14 protein-coding genes are annotated in these 18296 nt (G+C 41.5%); 4 read left to right on the top strand and 10 right to left on the bottom strand.

The genetic code is table 11. The features are described 5' to 3' along the window. Positions 1 to 86 precede the first annotated feature (86 nt). The 4 genes from phnR to HWV01_RS20415 form a co-directional block, all read right to left on the bottom strand. Positions 87 to 791 carry a phosphonate utilization transcriptional regulator PhnR gene (phnR, locus tag HWV01_RS20430; RefSeq protein WP_211673255.1) on the bottom strand — a complete coding sequence of 235 codons (705 nt, stop codon included), beginning with the start codon at positions 789 to 791 and terminating at the stop codon, positions 87 to 89. 103 nt (positions 792 to 894) lie between these two features. Further along, on the bottom strand, positions 895 to 2616 hold the full coding sequence (locus HWV01_RS20425; RefSeq protein ID WP_211673254.1) for a putative 2-aminoethylphosphonate ABC transporter permease subunit: 1722 nt from the start codon (positions 2614 to 2616) through the stop codon (positions 895 to 897). 1 nt (position 2617) lies between these two features. Continuing rightward, complete coding sequence (locus tag HWV01_RS20420) at positions 2618 to 3724, bottom strand: putative 2-aminoethylphosphonate ABC transporter ATP-binding protein (protein ID WP_211673253.1); 1107 nt, start codon at positions 3722 to 3724, stop codon at positions 2618 to 2620. Positions 3725 to 3962: 238 nt separating this feature from the next. Next, positions 3963 to 4970: a putative 2-aminoethylphosphonate ABC transporter substrate-binding protein gene (locus tag HWV01_RS20415; protein ID WP_211673252.1), complete on the bottom strand. Its 1008-nt coding sequence runs from the start codon at positions 4968 to 4970 to the stop codon at positions 3963 to 3965. A gap of 277 nt (positions 4971 to 5247) precedes the next feature. On the opposite strand from HWV01_RS20415, the gene phnW reads away from it, so the two are divergent. From phnW to HWV01_RS20400, 3 genes are all read left to right on the top strand, one after another. Beyond that, complete coding sequence (gene phnW / locus HWV01_RS20410) at positions 5248 to 6354, top strand: 2-aminoethylphosphonate--pyruvate transaminase (protein WP_211673251.1); 1107 nt, start codon at positions 5248 to 5250, stop codon at positions 6352 to 6354. Positions 6355 to 6504: 150 nt separating this feature from the next. Continuing rightward, entirely contained in the window at positions 6505 to 7347 is an 843-nt protein-coding gene (gene phnX, locus HWV01_RS20405; protein WP_211673250.1) for a phosphonoacetaldehyde hydrolase, read from the top strand. A gap of 127 nt (positions 7348 to 7474) precedes the next feature. Next, positions 7475 to 8929, top strand: a complete 1455-nt coding sequence (locus HWV01_RS20400) for an FAD-dependent oxidoreductase (RefSeq protein WP_211673249.1) — start codon at positions 7475 to 7477, stop codon at positions 8927 to 8929. A gap of 103 nt (positions 8930 to 9032) precedes the next feature. Here the strand turns inward: HWV01_RS20400 and HWV01_RS20395 are convergent, their stop codons facing one another. The 5 genes from HWV01_RS20395 to acs all read right to left on the bottom strand — a co-directional run bounded on the left by HWV01_RS20395 (position 9033) and on the right by acs (position 15871). Continuing rightward, positions 9033 to 10688 carry an immunoglobulin-like domain-containing protein gene (locus HWV01_RS20395; protein WP_211673248.1) on the bottom strand — a complete coding sequence of 552 codons (1656 nt, stop codon included), beginning with the start codon at positions 10686 to 10688 and terminating at the stop codon, positions 9033 to 9035. Between the two features lie 477 nt (positions 10689 to 11165). Continuing rightward, positions 11166 to 12524, bottom strand: coding sequence for an acetyl-CoA carboxylase biotin carboxylase subunit (gene accC / locus HWV01_RS20390; RefSeq protein WP_211673247.1), 1359 nt, complete (start codon positions 12522 to 12524; stop codon positions 11166 to 11168). 14 nt (positions 12525 to 12538) lie between these two features. Continuing rightward, positions 12539 to 12994 (bottom strand): acetyl-CoA carboxylase biotin carboxyl carrier protein, encoded by a 456-nt coding sequence (gene accB / locus HWV01_RS20385; protein WP_211673246.1) that lies wholly within the window; start codon positions 12992 to 12994, stop codon positions 12539 to 12541. Between the two features lie 13 nt (positions 12995 to 13007). Beyond that, positions 13008 to 13466 (bottom strand): type II 3-dehydroquinate dehydratase, encoded by a 459-nt coding sequence (aroQ, locus tag HWV01_RS20380; RefSeq protein ID WP_211673245.1) that lies wholly within the window; start codon positions 13464 to 13466, stop codon positions 13008 to 13010. Positions 13467 to 13924: 458 nt separating this feature from the next. After that, positions 13925 to 15871 (bottom strand): acetate--CoA ligase, encoded by a 1947-nt coding sequence (gene acs / locus HWV01_RS20375; protein ID WP_211673244.1) that lies wholly within the window; start codon positions 15869 to 15871, stop codon positions 13925 to 13927. 297 nt (positions 15872 to 16168) lie between these two features. On the opposite strand from acs, the gene HWV01_RS20370 reads away from it, so the two are divergent. Further along, positions 16169 to 17311, top strand: a complete 1143-nt coding sequence (locus HWV01_RS20370; protein WP_211673243.1) for a 3-phenylpropionate MFS transporter — start codon at positions 16169 to 16171, stop codon at positions 17309 to 17311. A gap of 117 nt (positions 17312 to 17428) precedes the next feature. Here HWV01_RS20370 and HWV01_RS20365 read toward each other — a convergent pair whose 3' ends face one another. Beyond that, entirely contained in the window at positions 17429 to 18220 is a 792-nt protein-coding gene (locus HWV01_RS20365; protein WP_211673242.1) for an HAD-IIB family hydrolase, read from the bottom strand. Positions 18221 to 18296: the final 76 nt, after the last annotated feature.

Raw genomic sequence — 18296 nt, 5'->3', positions numbered from 1 at the left:
GACAAAGTACAGCCTATTTCACTCTTTAAAGCGCGATGTTTGATGCTTATATACGATGAATTATTGGAATAGTTTATTACTCATGTTCATTTCTGGCGAGTCGCTTGCGCTTCAATCGTTACCGCATCATGGCGCCAATACTCCAAATCACAATCAAGTAGCTGGCCATGTTGATCATGATTGACTCGTTCTATATACATGGCTGCGCAGCCTGACGTCGCACGTAACGGGGCGGCAGTGTCGGCAACTAATGATGATGAACGGATCCGATAATGGGTGCTTTGATAAAGCGTGTCATAGTGTTGTTGATAAATATCGGTTAATGACGCCGATAGATCGTGGCTGAGTAAGTTTGGTAGTCGTTCAGGTAATACATAGTTCGTCACAAGAACAACCGGACGTTCTTCTAAATAACGGATGCGATGAATACGGATCACGTCAGTCTGTGGTGTTATTTGTAATAATTGAGCGATATGTTTATCGGCTGGTACTATGGTTGCACTGAGTAATTCTGTTTTCGGAATGCGTTGTTGGCTAAGAGCGAGATTGTGAAAATTGGTGGTATTGGTTGGATCATAACGTAATGGTTCTGGGGAAATAAACCAGCCGCGACGGTCTTCACGATATACCTGACCTTCAGATTCCAATAAAGACAATGCTTCGCGTAGCGTCACGCGGGTAGTATTGAATGCCTCTGCAAGCTTGCGTTCTGACGTTAACTTTTGTCCTGAGGTTAATAATCCCGATTCGATTTGCTGTAGGATTTTTTCTTTAATTTTTAGGTATTGCACAAAAGCCTCTGATGCTAGTTCATTTATTTTATGCCGAACAAGTGGTGTCGAGCGATGGGCTACCTAGCGATGTTGTGCCAGGCAGCAATAAATGGTCCTGTTATTAATGTTGTTGACGCCAAGCCTGAGTTCGTTTATTGATAAACGATGCCGCAATTAAATGAATCACTTTAGCGATCGCCGCGGTGATTAAGATCATCACAGCCATCGCTGCCGCAGAACCTGTTTGTCCGGCATCATCCATATTTAATACTGACACTGAGGCTGGAATTGTATCGGTTGCATACAAGAATACAACGGCTGATGTGGTGGTCAATGCATTGATAAACAAATAAGCGGCAATATCCATAATCGCAGGCGTACAAATTGGCAGTGTAATGACAAAGAATGATTTGTACTGTGGCATTTTTATCGATGCTGAAATAGCTTCTATCTCTGCCGGTAATTGTTTTAACGCCGTTAATGCTGTCATATGACCAACCGTGTAATAATGTACCACGGTATTTACCACCAGTAAGATCATGGTTGCATATAGGCCATTTAGTGGGTTGTTTATGTCATTAAAAAAGAAGATATAACCCAAGCCTAATACGATACCTGGTACCGCCATTGGAATAATAGTGATCATTTGTAATAGTTGACGAATTGGGCCAAAACCACGGCCTTTTTCTATCACGTAGGCACCAATAAAAATAATTATAGTACCAATAACAGCAACCCAGCTTGCTAACGTTAATGAGTTAAAGTAAGGGGACCAACCATAGGTGCTCACTTCACTAAAGTTATAATTGTTAAAGCTTAAGGTTAAGTTCCATGGCCAAAATGTGACAAATGATGCATATATTGCCATGCCGATAATGGTGATAATCGCCAAGCCTATCGTACTACAGAATAAGAAACAGATACCGTCTCGTAATTTATCTGGTTTGGGTGTATAAGCGACAGAGCGTGAATCAAATAGGTTTTGTTGTTTACGCTGCACGTGACGATCAATGGCAAAAGCCAGTACTGCAGGTAATAGCAGTAACACACTGGTTACAGCCCCCATGGCAAAATTTTGCTGACCAACGACTTGCTTGAAGATATCCGTTGCCAGCACGTTATAGCTGCCACCAATCACTTTGGGTACACCAAAATCACACACTACTAAGGTAAACACTAAAATGAGTGTGCTAATCACGCCGTATTTTGCTGCGGGTAGCGTCACCATGAAAAATGTTTTGATTGGATGATTTTTTAATACGGTTGCCGCCTCATATAAACGGGCATCGGAAGTGCGTAATGCCGTGGTTAAAATCATTAGCGCATGAGGGAAGGTCCAAAATGTCAGGCCGATGGTTATACCGACAATACCGTAAATGGATGCACCACCGAGTAACTCTTTGGCAATGCCTTGATTACCGAATAAGTAAATTAAACTCAGTGCTGGTAATAATGATGGCGCTAAGATCGGCGCGGAGCCAATAATTTGAAATAAAGTTTTAAATGGCATGCAGCTACGTGTTAATGCATAAGCATAACTAAAGGCTAATACCCCAACGATCGCTGTTGTTACTAATCCCACCGTGACTGTATTTGCAATCGAATTGAGCATAGCACTGGATGCAAAATACGCGGTGAAATTTGCTAAACCAATAAAATGACCATCAATATCTTGGACGCTTTTGGCAAACATGGTGAACATCGGCGCTAAAATGAAAAAGCCCATCAGCACAGTTAAGATAATTAAAATGCTGGCAAGAATGGCGCTATCTCGGCTAAACGCCAGTGTGAGTCTTTGTATATAATTTGGCGTAGTCAGCTTTTTATTGATGCTCGTATCCATATTAAGCCTCTACCGCTTGTGTGTTTACTGTGGTTGATGAGTTGCTTCGTTTACGTGGGAATATATGGGTGTAATTGTCGCTATAACGAATACCGCGGAATTCACCAGTGGTTAAACCGAGCGCTCTTACGTCACGAATCGGTACGTCAACTTTAATCATAGGTGCATTCATATTACCCGTAAGTTGGCACTCTGCTCTTACATAAGTCCCTTGGAATTCCATTGCTTTAACTTGTATGGGCAAATCTTGCGGATCATCACTAAATTGAATGTCTTCAGGACGCACAGCTAAGTCAAACATGTCACCACGGTTTAATGTTTCTTTTGGTTTTGGTAGCAGGGTTTCAGCAATACGAATCTGCTGGTTGCTGATCACTGAACTGGCAATGAAATTCATGTTACCGACAAATTCAGCGACAAAACGTGATGCGGGTTTATCGTAAATTTCTTGTGGGGTACCCACTTGTTCAATTACACCGTGATTCATGACCACGATACGGTCTGCCATCGCTAAGGCTTCTTCTTGGTCATGGGTTACCATGATCGTGGTAATACCGAGTTTACGTTGTAGGGTACGGATTTCTTCACGTAAATGAGAACGTACTTGGGCATCCAGTGCTGAAAGTGGTTCATCTAACAGTAATAACCCTGGTGATAATGCTAATGCTCGAGCCAGTGCAACGCGTTGTTGTTGGCCACCTGATAGTTGGTTCGGGTATTTAGGCGCAGAATCAGCTAAGCCAATAATCCCCAACCAATGGTTAACAATGTCCACCGCTTCGGCCACTGATTTACCTTGGTTGTGTAAACCCACACTGATATTTTCGGCAACCGTTAAGTTGGGAAACAAGGCATAAGATTGAAATACAATGCCGAAATTACGTTTTTCTGGCGGCAAGAAGGTAGTGTTTTTACCGTCTTGTAAAATAGATCCTGATGTTGCTAAATCTAATCCGGCAATCGCACGAAGTAGGGTGGTTTTACCGCAACCCGAAGGTCCTAAAAAGCAGATGAACTCGCCTTGATTGATCTGCAAAGAAATATCGTTTAATGCGGTGAAATTACCGAATTTTTTAACAAGGTTATTGATGTTGAGATACGTGCTCATCTGACTACTCATAAGTTATTTGGACTATACCAGTATGGTAGGTAGCGTTAGTGACAGTTTGATGACAGTTAGATGACGGTTAGAGTGTTTTTAGTAATCTTTACAATTATTTATAGTAATTTAGGATGGGTGTTTAGTATTTTTCATATGGATGATAATGGTCTATAAACAATAAAGCTAGGCATTATAAATAACGCCTAGCTTGTTAGCTTTGATGTTTAATTAGCTTGATTAATCATTATCTTGCTTCAGATTTTGAATCGAATTTTTCTGACCATGTATGCAGTACATCTTTACGATCATTGGCCATTTGACTAAAGTCCATTTCGACCATCGCGTCTTGTACATTTGGGTAGTTTTTCACGGTTTTACTTACATCTTTATGGCCGACTAATGCATAAGACTCATTATATAATTCATTAGCTTGTTTTGAGATTGACCAATCCACAACACGCTTGGCTGCTGCTGATGGTTTCACGAGGCCAACCGCTTCAGATTCCCAACCAATACCACCGGCAGGTAAGATCACGTCAAGTGGCGCGCCTTGGGTTTTTAGTTTTGCGCCACGTAATGCCATCGATACACCGATAGCGACTTCGCCCATGCCTGCTTGTACACAAGGTTTTGAACCTGAATGGGTGTAATGCGCAATATTTTCATTCAGTTTGGTCATGTACTTCCAGCCTTTATCTTCACCCATGGTTTGTAACCATGCCGATACTTGCATATAACCTGTACCCGATGATGCTGGGTTTGGCATCGCAATATGACCTTTGTAGACAGGCTTAAGCAGGTCATCCCATGATGTTGGTTTAGGTAGGTTGTACTGTTTTGCTACGTATTCGTTAAAGCAGATGGCATTAAACCAAGCATCATTACCATACCAAGCTTTGTTTTCTTCTGGGTCAATCATGCTAGTACGCAGGTTTTCGACGCCTTTTGGTGAATAAGGTTTCAGGATACCGGATTTTTTAAGCAGTGCCATTGATGACCCTGCGAGTCCCCAAACCACTTCTGCACGCGGGTTATTTTTTTCGGCAAGTAATTTTGCAGTCATGATGCCTGTTGAATCTCGTACCCATTTTATTTCGATATCTGGGTTAGCTTTTTCAAAGGCGACTTTGTATTTCGCTAACACATCCGTTTCAAATGCGGTGTAAACCACCACTTCTTCTGCGGCAAATACTGGTGCAGTGAATAAGGCGCCTAAGGCCGCGATAGAACCTATAATCCAACGTTGTTTCATTCGTGTAACTCCAAAAATTATTAACGGTTGATTCTGGTCTGCACCAGATTTGTTGAGTTCGATGATAGAGTTGTTTTGTGACAGAAATATGATCAATTTATTTAAATTCAATTAATTAGGGGATTTCATCTGTTTTTATATTTTCGTTTTTGTCCCGGTGTTTTTCTAAAACTCGTGAGTATGAACCTTTTATGAATTTTGCTGTTGGGCTATTTACCAAGCTAGTCATCCACTGCTAGAGTTCTCATCAACTGGTATAGTCCAAATGGAAGCAGAGATGAAAAATGAATATTTATTACTAACACCGGGTCCACTTTCTACTACAGCAAGTGTACGAGAAGCCATGCTAAAAGATTGGTGTACTTGGGATGATGAATATAACAAAGACATTGTTGAAGTTATCCGCGCTAAGTTAGTTCAACTAGCAACCCAGCAAGCGGGTTATACCAGTGTATTGATGCAAGGCAGTGGTACTGCATCGGTAGAAGCGACAATCGGCAGTATTATTCCTGCTGATGGCAAACTGTTGGTAGTTGATAACGGTGCTTATGGTGCCCGTATAGCCCAGATTGCAGATTATTTAAATATTACCTGTGACGTGATTGCACCGGGTGAAACAGCGCAACCCTGTATCGCAGAAGTGGAAGCGAAATTAATCGCCGATGACAGCATTACTCATGTCGCTATAGTGCACTGCGAAACGACAACTGGCATGCTTAATCCTATTGATGATGTAATAAAAATGGCTAAACAACATGGCAAAATCGTTATCTTAGATGCGATGTCGAGCTTTGGTGGTATTCCACTGGATGTGGCTGAATTGGGGGTTGATTTCCTGATCAGTTCAGCCAACAAGTGTATTCAAGGTGTACCGGGTTTTGGTTTTGTGATTGCACGCCAAAGTGAACTGGAAAAATGCAAAGGGCTAGCACGCTCGTTATCATTAGATCTGTATGATCAATGGCATTGTATGGAAACAAATGGTGGCAAGTGGCGCTTTACCTCACCAACCCACACAGTGCGTGCATTTTACCAAGCGTTATTGGAGCTTGAAGAAGAAGGCGGTATTGCGGCGCGCCATCAACGTTACCAAGAAAACCAAACGACCTTAGTCGCAGGAATGGCGAAGCTGGGTTTTGATACGCTACTTGATGCGTCCTTACATTCACCAATTATTACCTCGTTCTACTCTCCAACGCACAGTGATTACCAATTTAAAGAATTTTACAACCGTCTGAAAGAGCAAGGCTTTGTTATCTATCCAGGTAAGGTGTCAAACGCTGACTGTTTCCGTATTGGTAATATTGGTGATGTACATCCAAGTGATATCCAGCGCTTATTAGTGGCGATGGAAACTGCTAAATATTGGGAATTGAGTGCATGAGTGAACTGATTACTAACTTAGAGGTTAATACACCGTTGATAGCTGCCTGCATCGCAGTATTGTCGTGCTTAACTGCATTGTTAGTCGATCAGTTCTCATGAAAAAATGTAACAAAATCATTAACAAAAGCTTACTTTGGAAAATATTATTATGTCTAACATCGTACAAGATCAATCCGTAAAACTGAGTCATGTTCAATCCGTTATTTTTGATTGGGCGGGCACTATTGTTGATTTCGGTTCATTTGCACCAACCACTATTTTTATTGCGGCATTTAAAGCGCAATATGATTTTGATATTAGCCTAGCGGAAGCGCGTGTACCTATGGGACTAGGTAAATGGGATCACATTAAAGCCGTATCTGAATTACCTGATGTTGCTGCGCGTTGGCGAGCACAGTTTGGCACGACGATTAGTACCGCTGATATTGATGCGATTTACGAAACATTTATGCCGCTACAGATAGCGAAAGTTGGTGAACATGCCGATCCCATTCCACATGCGCTCGATGTTGTGAATGGCTTAAAACAGCAAGGCGTTAAAATTGGCTCATGTTCTGGTTACCCTCGTGTTGTTATGGACAAGCTAATTCCGGTTGCTGCAGAAAAAGGCTACGTGCCAGATTGTGTTGTCGCCACTGATGACTTACCAGCAGGCGGTCGTCCAGCACCTTATATGGTACTTAAGAATGTGATTGATATGGCTGTTACCGATGTTGGTACGTGTATTAAAGTAGATGATTCAGTACCGGGAATTGAAGAAGGCCATAACGCAGGAATGTGGACTGTAGGCTTATTATTATCGGGTAACGAGGCTGGTCTGACGTTAACGGAATACCTTGCCGCAGATGAAGCAACACTACACCTGTCACGTGAAAAAGCCCGTGACCGTTTCACGCCATTTAATGCTCATTATCTGATTGATACTATTGCTGACCTGCCGCAAGTGGTTGCTGATATTGATGCTCGTTTAGCCGCTGGCGAACGTCCATAATCGTTTATTTAGCCTTTAACCTGTCGCTTGTAATCATTAAGCATCAGGGGTGTGGTTAAAGTTAATAGCTAGCCATAGGGCTAGCTATTTTTCGTTACATGAAAATAAAAGTACACAGAGTGTGATCATGACTAAGCAGCCTGAATTTCAACCTTTTTGGTTCCAACAAGCGATGGATCTTGAAGATGACTACCGGAATAATGTGCAACCACAAACCCTAACTGCAGATACCGTCGCAGATGTGTGTATTGTTGGTGGTGGTTACACAGGGTTATGGACCGCGATTCAGCTAAAACAGCAACAACCAACACTGGATGTAATGATCATAGAAAAAAGTCTCTGTGGTAGTGGCGCATCGGGTCGTAATGGTGGTTGTATGTTAACGTGGTCGACCAAGTACTTGTCGATGCGACGTTTGTATGGCGAAGCGCAGGCAGTTGAACTCGTGAAAGCGTCAGAGCAAGCCGTGGATGAAATAGAAGCCTTTTGTTTAAAGTATAAAATTGATGCAGAACTGCGTCGTGATGGGACTCTATTTACCGCGACTAATACTGCGCAAACCGGTGGTTTAGAGGCAACGTTAGCCGCGTTAGATAAACATGAATTAAACAGTTGGCAGGAGTGGGAAGCGAAGAAAGTACAGTTACATGCGGGGTCTGAATTGCATCAAGCTGGGTATTTCTCTCCTGTTGCCGCAAGTGTACAACCAGGTAAATTAGCACGTGGTTTAAAGCGCGTAGCAGAACAGCTCGGGGTACGTATTTATGAAAACACCCCAATGTTGGCCATTAATGATAATTCGATTACGTCAACAAACAGCAATAAAAACACAAAGCATAAAATTGTGATTAATACCCCGAAAGGTACTGTTTACGCGACGAAGTCTGTGATGGCATTGAATGCTTGGATGTTAGAGCAATTTCCACAATTTAAAAATAAGATCATAGTCGTATCTTCAGACATGGCAATCACTAAACCAATACCAGAAAAACTGAAAAAAATGGGTTTAGTAGACGGTAAAACGGTGCTGGATTCACGTACCTTTGTGCATTACTACCGTACTACGCCAGATGGCCGATTAATGTTAGGTAAGGGAGGTAATCATTTCTCTTATGGCAATGCAGTCAGACCTTTATTCGATAAAGCGACTCGTTATGGCAAGTTATTACGTGAGTCGTTTGATAAATTATTTCCGACGCTGGTGGATGAAGAGTTTGCCGTGACTTGGACTGGCCCTTCCGATCGTTCTGCAACTGGACTGCCGTTTTTTGGTAAAATTGAAGACGTAGGCAATATTTATTATGGCTTTGGTTATTCAGGTAGTGGCGTTGGCCAGACTTGGATCGGTGGCAAAATATTATCATCTATGTTGCTTGGCCATAATGATAAATGGAGTGATAACGGCTTAACGACAGGGCCGAAAGGCGGGTTTCCCCCTGAGCCTATACGTTGGTTAGGCACAATGATGGTACGTAATGCGATTCGTCGTAAAGAACGTTGTGAAGATAACGAAACGACACCTTTCTGGTTAGATAAACAGTTGGCTAAGTTTGCTAATGCGGCTGGTAAAGCAGATAAGTAATATACTGTTCAGTGAGTAATAAATGTCATGAAAAATCCAGTATTAACGTGTGCTAATACTGGATTTTTTTAAGTTATGTATTTATAAAGCGTTTAGTTACTTACTACTTGCGCCAAACGCCCCATTCCCCTGTTGTTCCTGGTTCTTCACCTTTTGTCCACCAATGCGCAGTCCAAGTTGAACCGTTATGAGAGACTTTGTCTCCGCGAACATAGATAGTATCAGCTTGCCAGTCTCTGTCATTTATCGCATCGCTTACCACGGTAACAGTACGTTTATTCGTTATGGTCTGTTGATTATCTTGGCCGTAGGTTAAGGTGTAAGTTAACTCGTATTTACCTACAACATCGGTATTTACGTCTCCTGCGACAGTGATGTTACTGGTGAGATCGCCTTGGGTTGGATGGTTTGCTGTAACCCCTTGCATTGGATCAAACTGACTCCCAATAACAATCGTGGTATCTGTGATACCTTCAACGCTTGGTAATACTTCGTATACCGTTACCTTACGCACTTGGTTTTCTGTTTTATCATCACTGCTGACGCTGTACGTTAATAGATATTCACCGACTTGATTAGTATTAACATGACCTGATATCTCTATATTACCTGTGATGTCATTACCCTGGTAATCTTTAGCAGTAATTCCTGTTAAAGGATCAAAGCGACCATTAAGTTCGATGCGTGTATCGACAATACCAGCCAAGGTTGGCGTCATATCGACGACTGGCGGTAATTGATTATGAATAAAATTGCCGTAATCTTTAATAAACTTCTGATTATAATTATTGTTCGCTGAGTCTGTACCCATATCCCAGTTTACGGACCAGGTCATGACACCACGCAGTGGCTGTCCTTGTGCTTTTAAACGATCAAACGCACGATATAAATCTTGAGGATCTTTGACATAACCAGTGGCTGCGGCATCATTACTCGAAGGTAGTCCAAACACTAGTTTATCATGTGGGATCTTGTAGAAATTACGCGTGCCGTTAATGAGAGAGTCAGCAATGTAGTAAATAAAATCTTCTTTTAACTCGTCATTGTTTTGTGCTATCCACCCCACGCCTTCAATCCAGAGACCATCACCACCCTGATTATAGAATTGTGGGTTAATAAAGTCATAATAACCATCGAGCTCGGTCAGATAAGGTGTATATGCACCATTTGCAGTTAAGTATGGAAATTCGGGTGCCATGGTGATCATAAAGTTGTCTCCGGTTTTACGGTAATGATCTTTCACCATTTTTAATGCGGTCGGGATAACAAACTGATTATCTTTCGCCGTAATCGCAGCTTGCTCTAAGTCGATATCGAGACCATCAAAACCATAACGATCTGTAAGACGAATAATCTCTGCTGCGAGTGCATCTTCATCACCACGAGTTAACTCGATATGTGCATCTGCACCACCAAGGGCGAGTAGTACACTGCGTCCCTGACTGTTAAGGGTATTGATCTGCTCGATAAATTCAGCTTCACTCATACCTATCGTTGGGTCTAGCTTAAAGGTTGGGATTCGACCTTCTGCGGTATCATAAACTTTCATAAATGAAATGTTGACTACATTGTACTGCGGGTTGACTTCACTGAGGTCAAAACAAGGGGCTTTCCCCCCCTTATAACCACCACCGTCACACCAGTTGTGCCAGTAACCAACGACCACATTGTCGTCCTGTGAAGTGATCGTCCCTGCAATACCTGCTGTTGAAAATAAGCCGGTAAATATTGCCGCCGAAAGTATAGGTTTTAGCTTCATAATATTCCCCAAATTAACGCTGTTGACGCAATGAAATATCCTATCTCATTGTTAAAACTGATATTAAACTACAATAAAATGTATAGTGATTACGGGGTGTTTGTACACAGTACTTTTTTTAATAGTCGAAAAAAGAATGCCTATAGCAATAGTGCATAAAAATTATATGCAGAATTAGGATAAATGACCTATATGAACGGTGTTATTTACACCTTGATGTTAAGTATTTGTTTCTTAGTGGGTTTACTGGAAGATGGTATTGTACGAATATTTTTTTAGTGTTTTTCGTTTATTGTTATAACGTGTTTTAGATATTTAGCGGTAATGTGAAACGGGGAATGTAGATAAATAGGGTGGTTATTATAGAGGTAATACCAGCTGATTTTTGGCTGAATAATAAAAAACCCAAGACGAATAAATCGCTTGGGTTTTTTTATATTTAATGCGGTTAGCTCTTATTTAGAGCAAGTTTAGAATCTATTTCGCGTTTTTCGCTTTTAGATCTAATTTCTTCTCTAGATAATGGATATTAGTTCCACCATTCTGGAAGTTTTCATCATTTAAAATATCTAAATGTAGAGGGATATTAGTTTTAATACCATCAATCACCATCTCGCTTAATGCATTACGCATTCTTGAGATTGCTACGTCACGATTTTCACCGAAAGTGATTAACTTACCGATCATTGAATCGTAGTGCGGTGGCACTTTATAACCCGCATAAACATGCGATTCCCAACGCACACCAAAACCGCCTGCGGCATGGAAACGTTTGATCAGACCTGGACTTGGAATAAATGTCTCAGGGTCTTCTGCGTTAATACGACATTCAAGTGAATGGCCTGTCAAACGTACTTCGTCTTGAGTCACTGATAATGGCATGCCCGCAGCAATACGTAGCTGTGCTTTGATTAAATCAATGCCTGTTACCATTTCTGTTACTGTGTGCTCAACCTGAATACGGGTATTCATTTCGATGAAGTAGAACTCACCATTTTCATACAAGAATTCAAATGTACCAGCGCCACGGTAGTTAATATCAACACATGCTCGGCTACAACGTTCACCAATGTGACGACGTAGATCGGCAGTAATACCTGGTGCTGGCGCTTCTTCAACCACTTTTTGATGACGACGTTGTAATGAACAATCACGTTCGCCAAGGTGGATTGCGCTACCTTGACCATCCGCTAATATTTGAACTTCAACGTGACGTGGATTTTCTAGGAATTTTTCCATGTAAACCATGTCATTACCAAAGAATGAACCCGCTTCGTTACGTGTTAAAGCAATTGAGTCAAGCAAGTCTTCTTCTTTATAAACAACACGCATACCACGGCCACCACCGCCACCGGCAGCTTTAATGATGATAGGGTAACCGATGCGTTTAGCTATTTTCTTGTTACGCTGTGCATCTGTATCAAGTGGACCATCAGAACCTGGAACACAAGGTACACCGGCTTTTTTCATTGCCGCAATCGCAGATACTTTATCGCCCATTAGACGAATAGTTTCAGCTTTCGGGCCGATGAAAATAAAACCTGAATGTTCTACTTGTTCAGCAAAATCAGCATTTTCAGCTAAGAAGCCATAGCCAGGGTGAACAGCAACCGCGCCCGTGATTTCTGCTGCACTTAAAATAGCTGGTACGTTTAGGTAGCTATCTTTTGCTGGCGGCTTACCAATACAAACTGTTTCATCTGCTAATAATACGTGTTTAAGCTCGCGATCTGCCGTTGAGTGAACTGCAACCGTTTTAATGCCTAATTCTTTACAAGCGCGAAGAATACGTAGTGCAATTTCGCCACGATTGGCGATAACAACTTTATCCAACATTGTAAACTCCGTAGTTATTCAATGATGAAAAGAGGTTCATCAAACTCAATAGCTTGACCATCTGTTGCTAGAATAGCTTTTACTACACCGGCTTTATCTGATTCGATTTGATTCATCATTTTCATTGCTTCTAAGATACATAATGTATCGCCAACACTTACTGTTTGGCCGATAGCAACGAATGGTGCAGCACCTGGAGATACAGCGTTATAGAAAGTTCCAACCATTGGAGAACGAACTTGGTAACCAGCTACTTCAGCTGGAGCTGCTTCAACTGGAGCCGCTGCGGGTGCCGCTACCGCTGCAGGAGCCGCTATTGGAGCTGGTGCTGCTGCTGTGTATTGTACTTGTGGTGCAACGCTGCTAAAACGATTGATTCGAACAGATTCTTCGCCTTCAGAAATTTCTAATTCTGCAATGCCAGATTCTTCAACAAGTTCAATCAGTTTTTTAATTTTACGGATATCCATAATAATCTCTTTATTATTTGTTGTGAGTTTGCTTTAGCTGTTTGACAGCAGAAAGCAGTGCAAATTCATAACCATCAGCACCTAATCCACAAATAACGCCTTTGGCGACATCTGACAGATAAGAATGATGACGAAATTCTTCTCTCGCGTGCACATTAGAGAGATGTACTTCGATAAATGGGATTGAAACCCCTAATAATGCATCTCTAATCGCTACACTTGTATGTGTATATGCTGCTGGGTTGATAATGATGAAATCAGTATTTCCCATCGCTGCATGAATATGGTTAATCAGTTCGTGTTCTGCGTTAGATTGTTCGTGGCGCAGATCAATATCAAGCTGAGTTGCAACATCGTATAAATGTTCTACAATGTCGTTAAGTGTTTGATAGCCGTAAGTCTCAGGTTCTCTTTTACCTAAAAGGTTTAGATTCGGTCCGTTGATTAACAATATTCTTAATTTTTTCGACATATTGCTTCCATTGTCTGGTAAAACGACGCTAACATCGCTAAACGCGTTATCTTTGCTAGCTTATCTGAAAACTTCAATCATATATTAATATAAAGTATGATTCTTGCTAATTTTCTACACATTATATGATTTTCGTAGAATATAACAGCATTTGACTGGTCTTATCTGATATTTTATTAAAGTTTACACTCTAAGTTTTATCTCGCTCACATTGCTTATTTAAGGGAGGGGAGGCCGGTTATTGATGCGATTATCTATAATTTTGATCGAGTAACAGTTTGATCAGCTAGAATAATTTGTGCATGACTTATTTAACGGTGTTAATAGGGCATTATGCAGAGGTAATTGAATATGAATACTGAGGTTGTTCGTTGGTATCGGAAATAAAAAATCGATGTAACTAAGGCGAGCGTTACACCGATAAGTTGATTATGATTATGGTCGTTATGCGTTATGCGTTATGCGTTTTGCTTTTCGGTTATTAGAGTGTCAACAACGCTTGGATCTGCTAGCGTGGATGTATCTCCTAACGAATCAGTATCATTGGTTGCTACCTTTCGCAGAATACGACGCATGATCTTTCCTGAACGTGTCTTTGGTAATGCGTCTGTCCAATGTAACGTATCTGGTGTGGCAATAGCACCAATTTCACTACGTACCCATTGTTTTACTTCGGCCATTAATGCGTCATCCGCTTTTTCACCGGCATTCAGTGTGACGTATGCGTAAATACCTTGTCCTTTAATATCGTGTGGCACTCCGACGACAGCGGCTTCTGCAATTTTACTGTGTGCAACTAATGCACTTTCAATTTCAGCGGTGCCCATACGGTGACCAGAGACATTCAGGACATCATCTACACGACCTGTGATCCAGTAATAACCGTCAGCATCACGTTTGGCACCATCACCCGTGCAGTACATGTTCGGGAATGTTGAAAAATAAGCTTCTTCAAAACGACTTTCGTCACCATAAATACCACGCATTTGTCCTGGCCAAGAATCTAAGATGACTAAGTTACCTTCATTTTCGCCTTCTAATAAGTGACCTTCATTGTCGACCAACGCAGGGCTAATGCCAAAGAATGGGCGTGTTGCAGAGCCAGGTTTCAGTGCCGTAGCGCCAGGTAGAGGGGTAATTAAGATCCCGCCAGTTTCTGTTTGCCACCAAGTATCAACAATCGGTGTTGATGAGTTGCCAATCTTGTCGTAATACCATTGCCATGCTTCTGGATTGATCGGTTCACCCACCGAACCCATGAGTCGAAGCGAGGTACGTTTAGTGCCAGTAATGGCATCATCGCCTTTGGCCATCAGTGCCCGAATTGCAGTCGGTGCAGTATAAAGTGTGGTGACTTGGTGTTTATCAACAACCTGACTCATACGGGCAGTATCAGGATAGTTTGGAACACCTTCAAATAATACCGTGGTAGCGGCATTCGCAAGCGGCCCATAAACCAAATAACTGTGACCCGTGATCCAACCTACATCGGCAGTACACCAGAATACGTCATTGTCTTGGTGATCAAAGACGTACTTAAAGGTCATAGTTGCATAAACAAGGTAGCCACCTGTGGTATGCAATACACCTTTGGGTTTACCGGTTGAACCTGAAGTATAAAGGATGAATAAAGGGTCTTCGGCGTTCATTGCTTCTGGTTCGCATTCGCTTGGCTGGTCTTTTACGACATCATGCCACCATAGGTCGCGGCCCTCATGCCAAGTTATATCTGCGTTGGTTCGTGCAAATACGATGACATTTTCAACGCTGGTTACTTGTGGTTTGGCTAAGGCATTATCAACGCAATCTTTGAGGCGGGTGATACGTCCTGCACGTAGACTTTCATCGGCGGTGATCACTAATTTAGCCCCGCAGTTATCAATACGATCGGCCAGTGCTTCAGCAGAGAAACCTGCAAATACAATCGTGTGTACTGCACCAATACGTGTACAAGCAAGCATTGCGATAGCGGCTTCTGGCACCATTGGCATATACAGGCAAACTACGTCACCTTTTTTAATGCCTTGGGATTTTAACGCATTTGAAAACTGACAGACTTTTTCATAGACTTCTTGATAAGTAAGTTTTGCTGAATCTTTGGGATCATCGCCTTCCCAAATGATTGCCGTTTTGTTGGCGTTATCTTTTAAGTGACGATCAAGGCAGTTAGCTGAGACATTGAGTTTACCGTCTTGGAACCATTTAATATCGACACTACCAGGTTGGAAACTGGTGCTTTTGACTTGGCTATAAGGCTTGATCCAATCAACGATTTGCCCTTGTTCACGCCAGAATGCTTCCGGATCGGTAATTGAATGCTTATACATAGCTTGATAAGCACTGTCATTTAATAAACTGTTTTGCGCAAATTCAGCAGGTACCGGATATAGTTTAGTGTCGCTCATTATTCTTCCTTAATGGTATTTAATTCCTTTTTATTTTGGATGTTATATCGCTATGTCACTTGCGGTTATACACATCTCTTGTGAATAAAAATGACACGGCGGTAAACTTCTATCAATACGACTTTAGTATTAGCACTTAGTTTTTGTGATAGTTTGACTTATATAGCTAATATGTGATTTTAAAAATGTTACTTCACGCAACTTTTTAATTTATTTTTCTTAATGATTTATTCATGATAAAAGCGCAAGATAGCTGCACTTATTACAGTGTTATTTACTAATAATTAGAGGGTTAACATGTCATATTCACTGCCATCTACCTTATGGATGGGCTTATATTACCTTGGATTCTTTGGTGTCTATGGTGTTCTGCTGCCTTTTTGGGCTTTGTGGTTAAAAGGCGAAGGTATGTCTACCGAGATGATCGGGACGATGCTTGCTTTTGCCTTGATCGCACGTTCTGCTGGTGCTTTATTGTTAACCCGTAATTTAACGACAACGGTTTCATTATTGCAGGCGATGCGTCGCTTAACGTTAACCAGTATTATTACCTTTGCTGGTTTTTACTTGAGCAATAATATGTATGTGGTTTTTCTGCTGGTGGTGCTCACCAACTTTGTCTTTTCACCGTTAATGGCGTTAGGTGAAGCGATGGCGGCAAAGCTGGTTCGCCATAATAATATGGATTACGGCAAGACCCGCCTATGGGGCTCAATAGGCTTTATGCTTGCGAGTGCTCTGACAGGATTACTTGTTGAATCATTTGATCATAAAGTTATTTTATTAACCATTATTGTCGGCTTAGCAGCATTATTATTATTAACCGTGACCCCCACGCGTAATATGCCGCAAGATACTACGACGAGTACTAAGCGTAGCAGTAGCTTTATTGCTATTTTAAGTCGTCCAAGTTTTTGGCCGTTTTTGTTAATAACTGCATTACTGCAAGGCGCACATGCCGCTTATTATGGTTTTGGTGCTGTGTATTGGCAGGACATTGGTATTAGCGAAACCTACATTGGTTACTTTTGGAGTATGGGTGTTGTCGGTGAGATCTTCTTTTTGGCTATCGGACGTCGATTGTTTGCCAATACCAGTATGGCGATGATGTTTGTGATTGCGACCTTAGGCAGTATTGTTCGTTGGTTAACGTTAAGTTATGCAACGGATGTGAGTATCATTATGTTGTCGCAATTATTACATGGTGTGACCTTTGGTATCGCGCATTTAGCGGCGATGCGTTATATAGCCGAAAATGTGGCTGATGAAGACACCATGACAGTACAAGCTATTTATGCGGCTATTCCGTTTAGTTTGGCTATTGCGCTGCTGACGTTTGTATCGGGTTTATTCTATCCAGAGTTAAAAGAAAATATATTCATCTTGATGGCGATTACAGTGGTGCCGGTATTCGTGTTGGTTCGTAGTAAACATATTTAACGTGAGCTAAGTAAGTCTAGGTACATTTATAGCAATGATGAATTGGACTTTTGAATATGACCATAAACAGATAATGCACTATCTGTTTATGGTTGGCTGTATTTTTGAAGCTGCTAATTAGTTACGTTTAATATCGAGTAATTGTTTGGTAAATTCTGCAAACCCGAAACCGCCAGGTTGGCTCATGACTATTTTGGGATGATGACTGAGCTTGTGCCAATATTTTTCTATGTTCGCGACACCCACTGTCTTCGGTAGTGCTTCAAACATCAATTGATCATTTATTGAATCACCAACGTAACAAGATTGATTTAAAATCGCTTGTGGTGATAAGCCTTTTTCGGCTAAAAATTGTAACGATGTCGCTTTCTTCGAATGTTCGCCATACCAAGCATTAATATGAATAGAGCTGGCAGTTGCATGTGCGCCTAATGCATGGATTTTAGCAACAACTTCAGCAATAATATCGTCATCAACACGCGCTCTATTCTGGCCAATATCAATCGCGACTTCACATAATCGATATGACTGATCGAGCGTTAAATTTAGATCGGGATAATCCGCTAAAATCGCTTTTACTTGCTGTTTTAATATTGCTTGTTGTTGGGCAATATCATCCATAGAACGATTGGCCCGTAGGGTTAAATATCCATTTTCCTTTTCCATAATGAACGCGCCATTTTCACCAAGCACTGCATCAACAGGCCATAGTTGAGCAATATGATCACACCAACCTGCGCAGGCGCCTGTTACGGCCACCACTTTGATACCTGTTTGCTGTAATTCAGCCAGTGAAATTAAGGTTTCTGGTGGTAACTTTCCTTGCCAAGTAAGCGTGTCATCCACATCAGTTAGCACCCATTCCACATGTTTCCAGTCTGGCGTTAATTCGTTTGGTACCGAACTCATTTATGCATCCTTATCATTAGAGTTAATTCGGAAAAACATGACCAAATTTCTATCTTAGTATCCCAGTATTCATTGA

Source organism: Moritella sp. 5 (genome assembly GCF_018219455.1).
Taxonomy (GTDB): Bacteria; Pseudomonadota; Gammaproteobacteria; order Enterobacterales; family Moritellaceae; genus Moritella.
The sequence above is the reverse complement of the archived record's forward strand: the minus strand, read 5'-3'. Positions and strand labels throughout refer to the sequence as shown.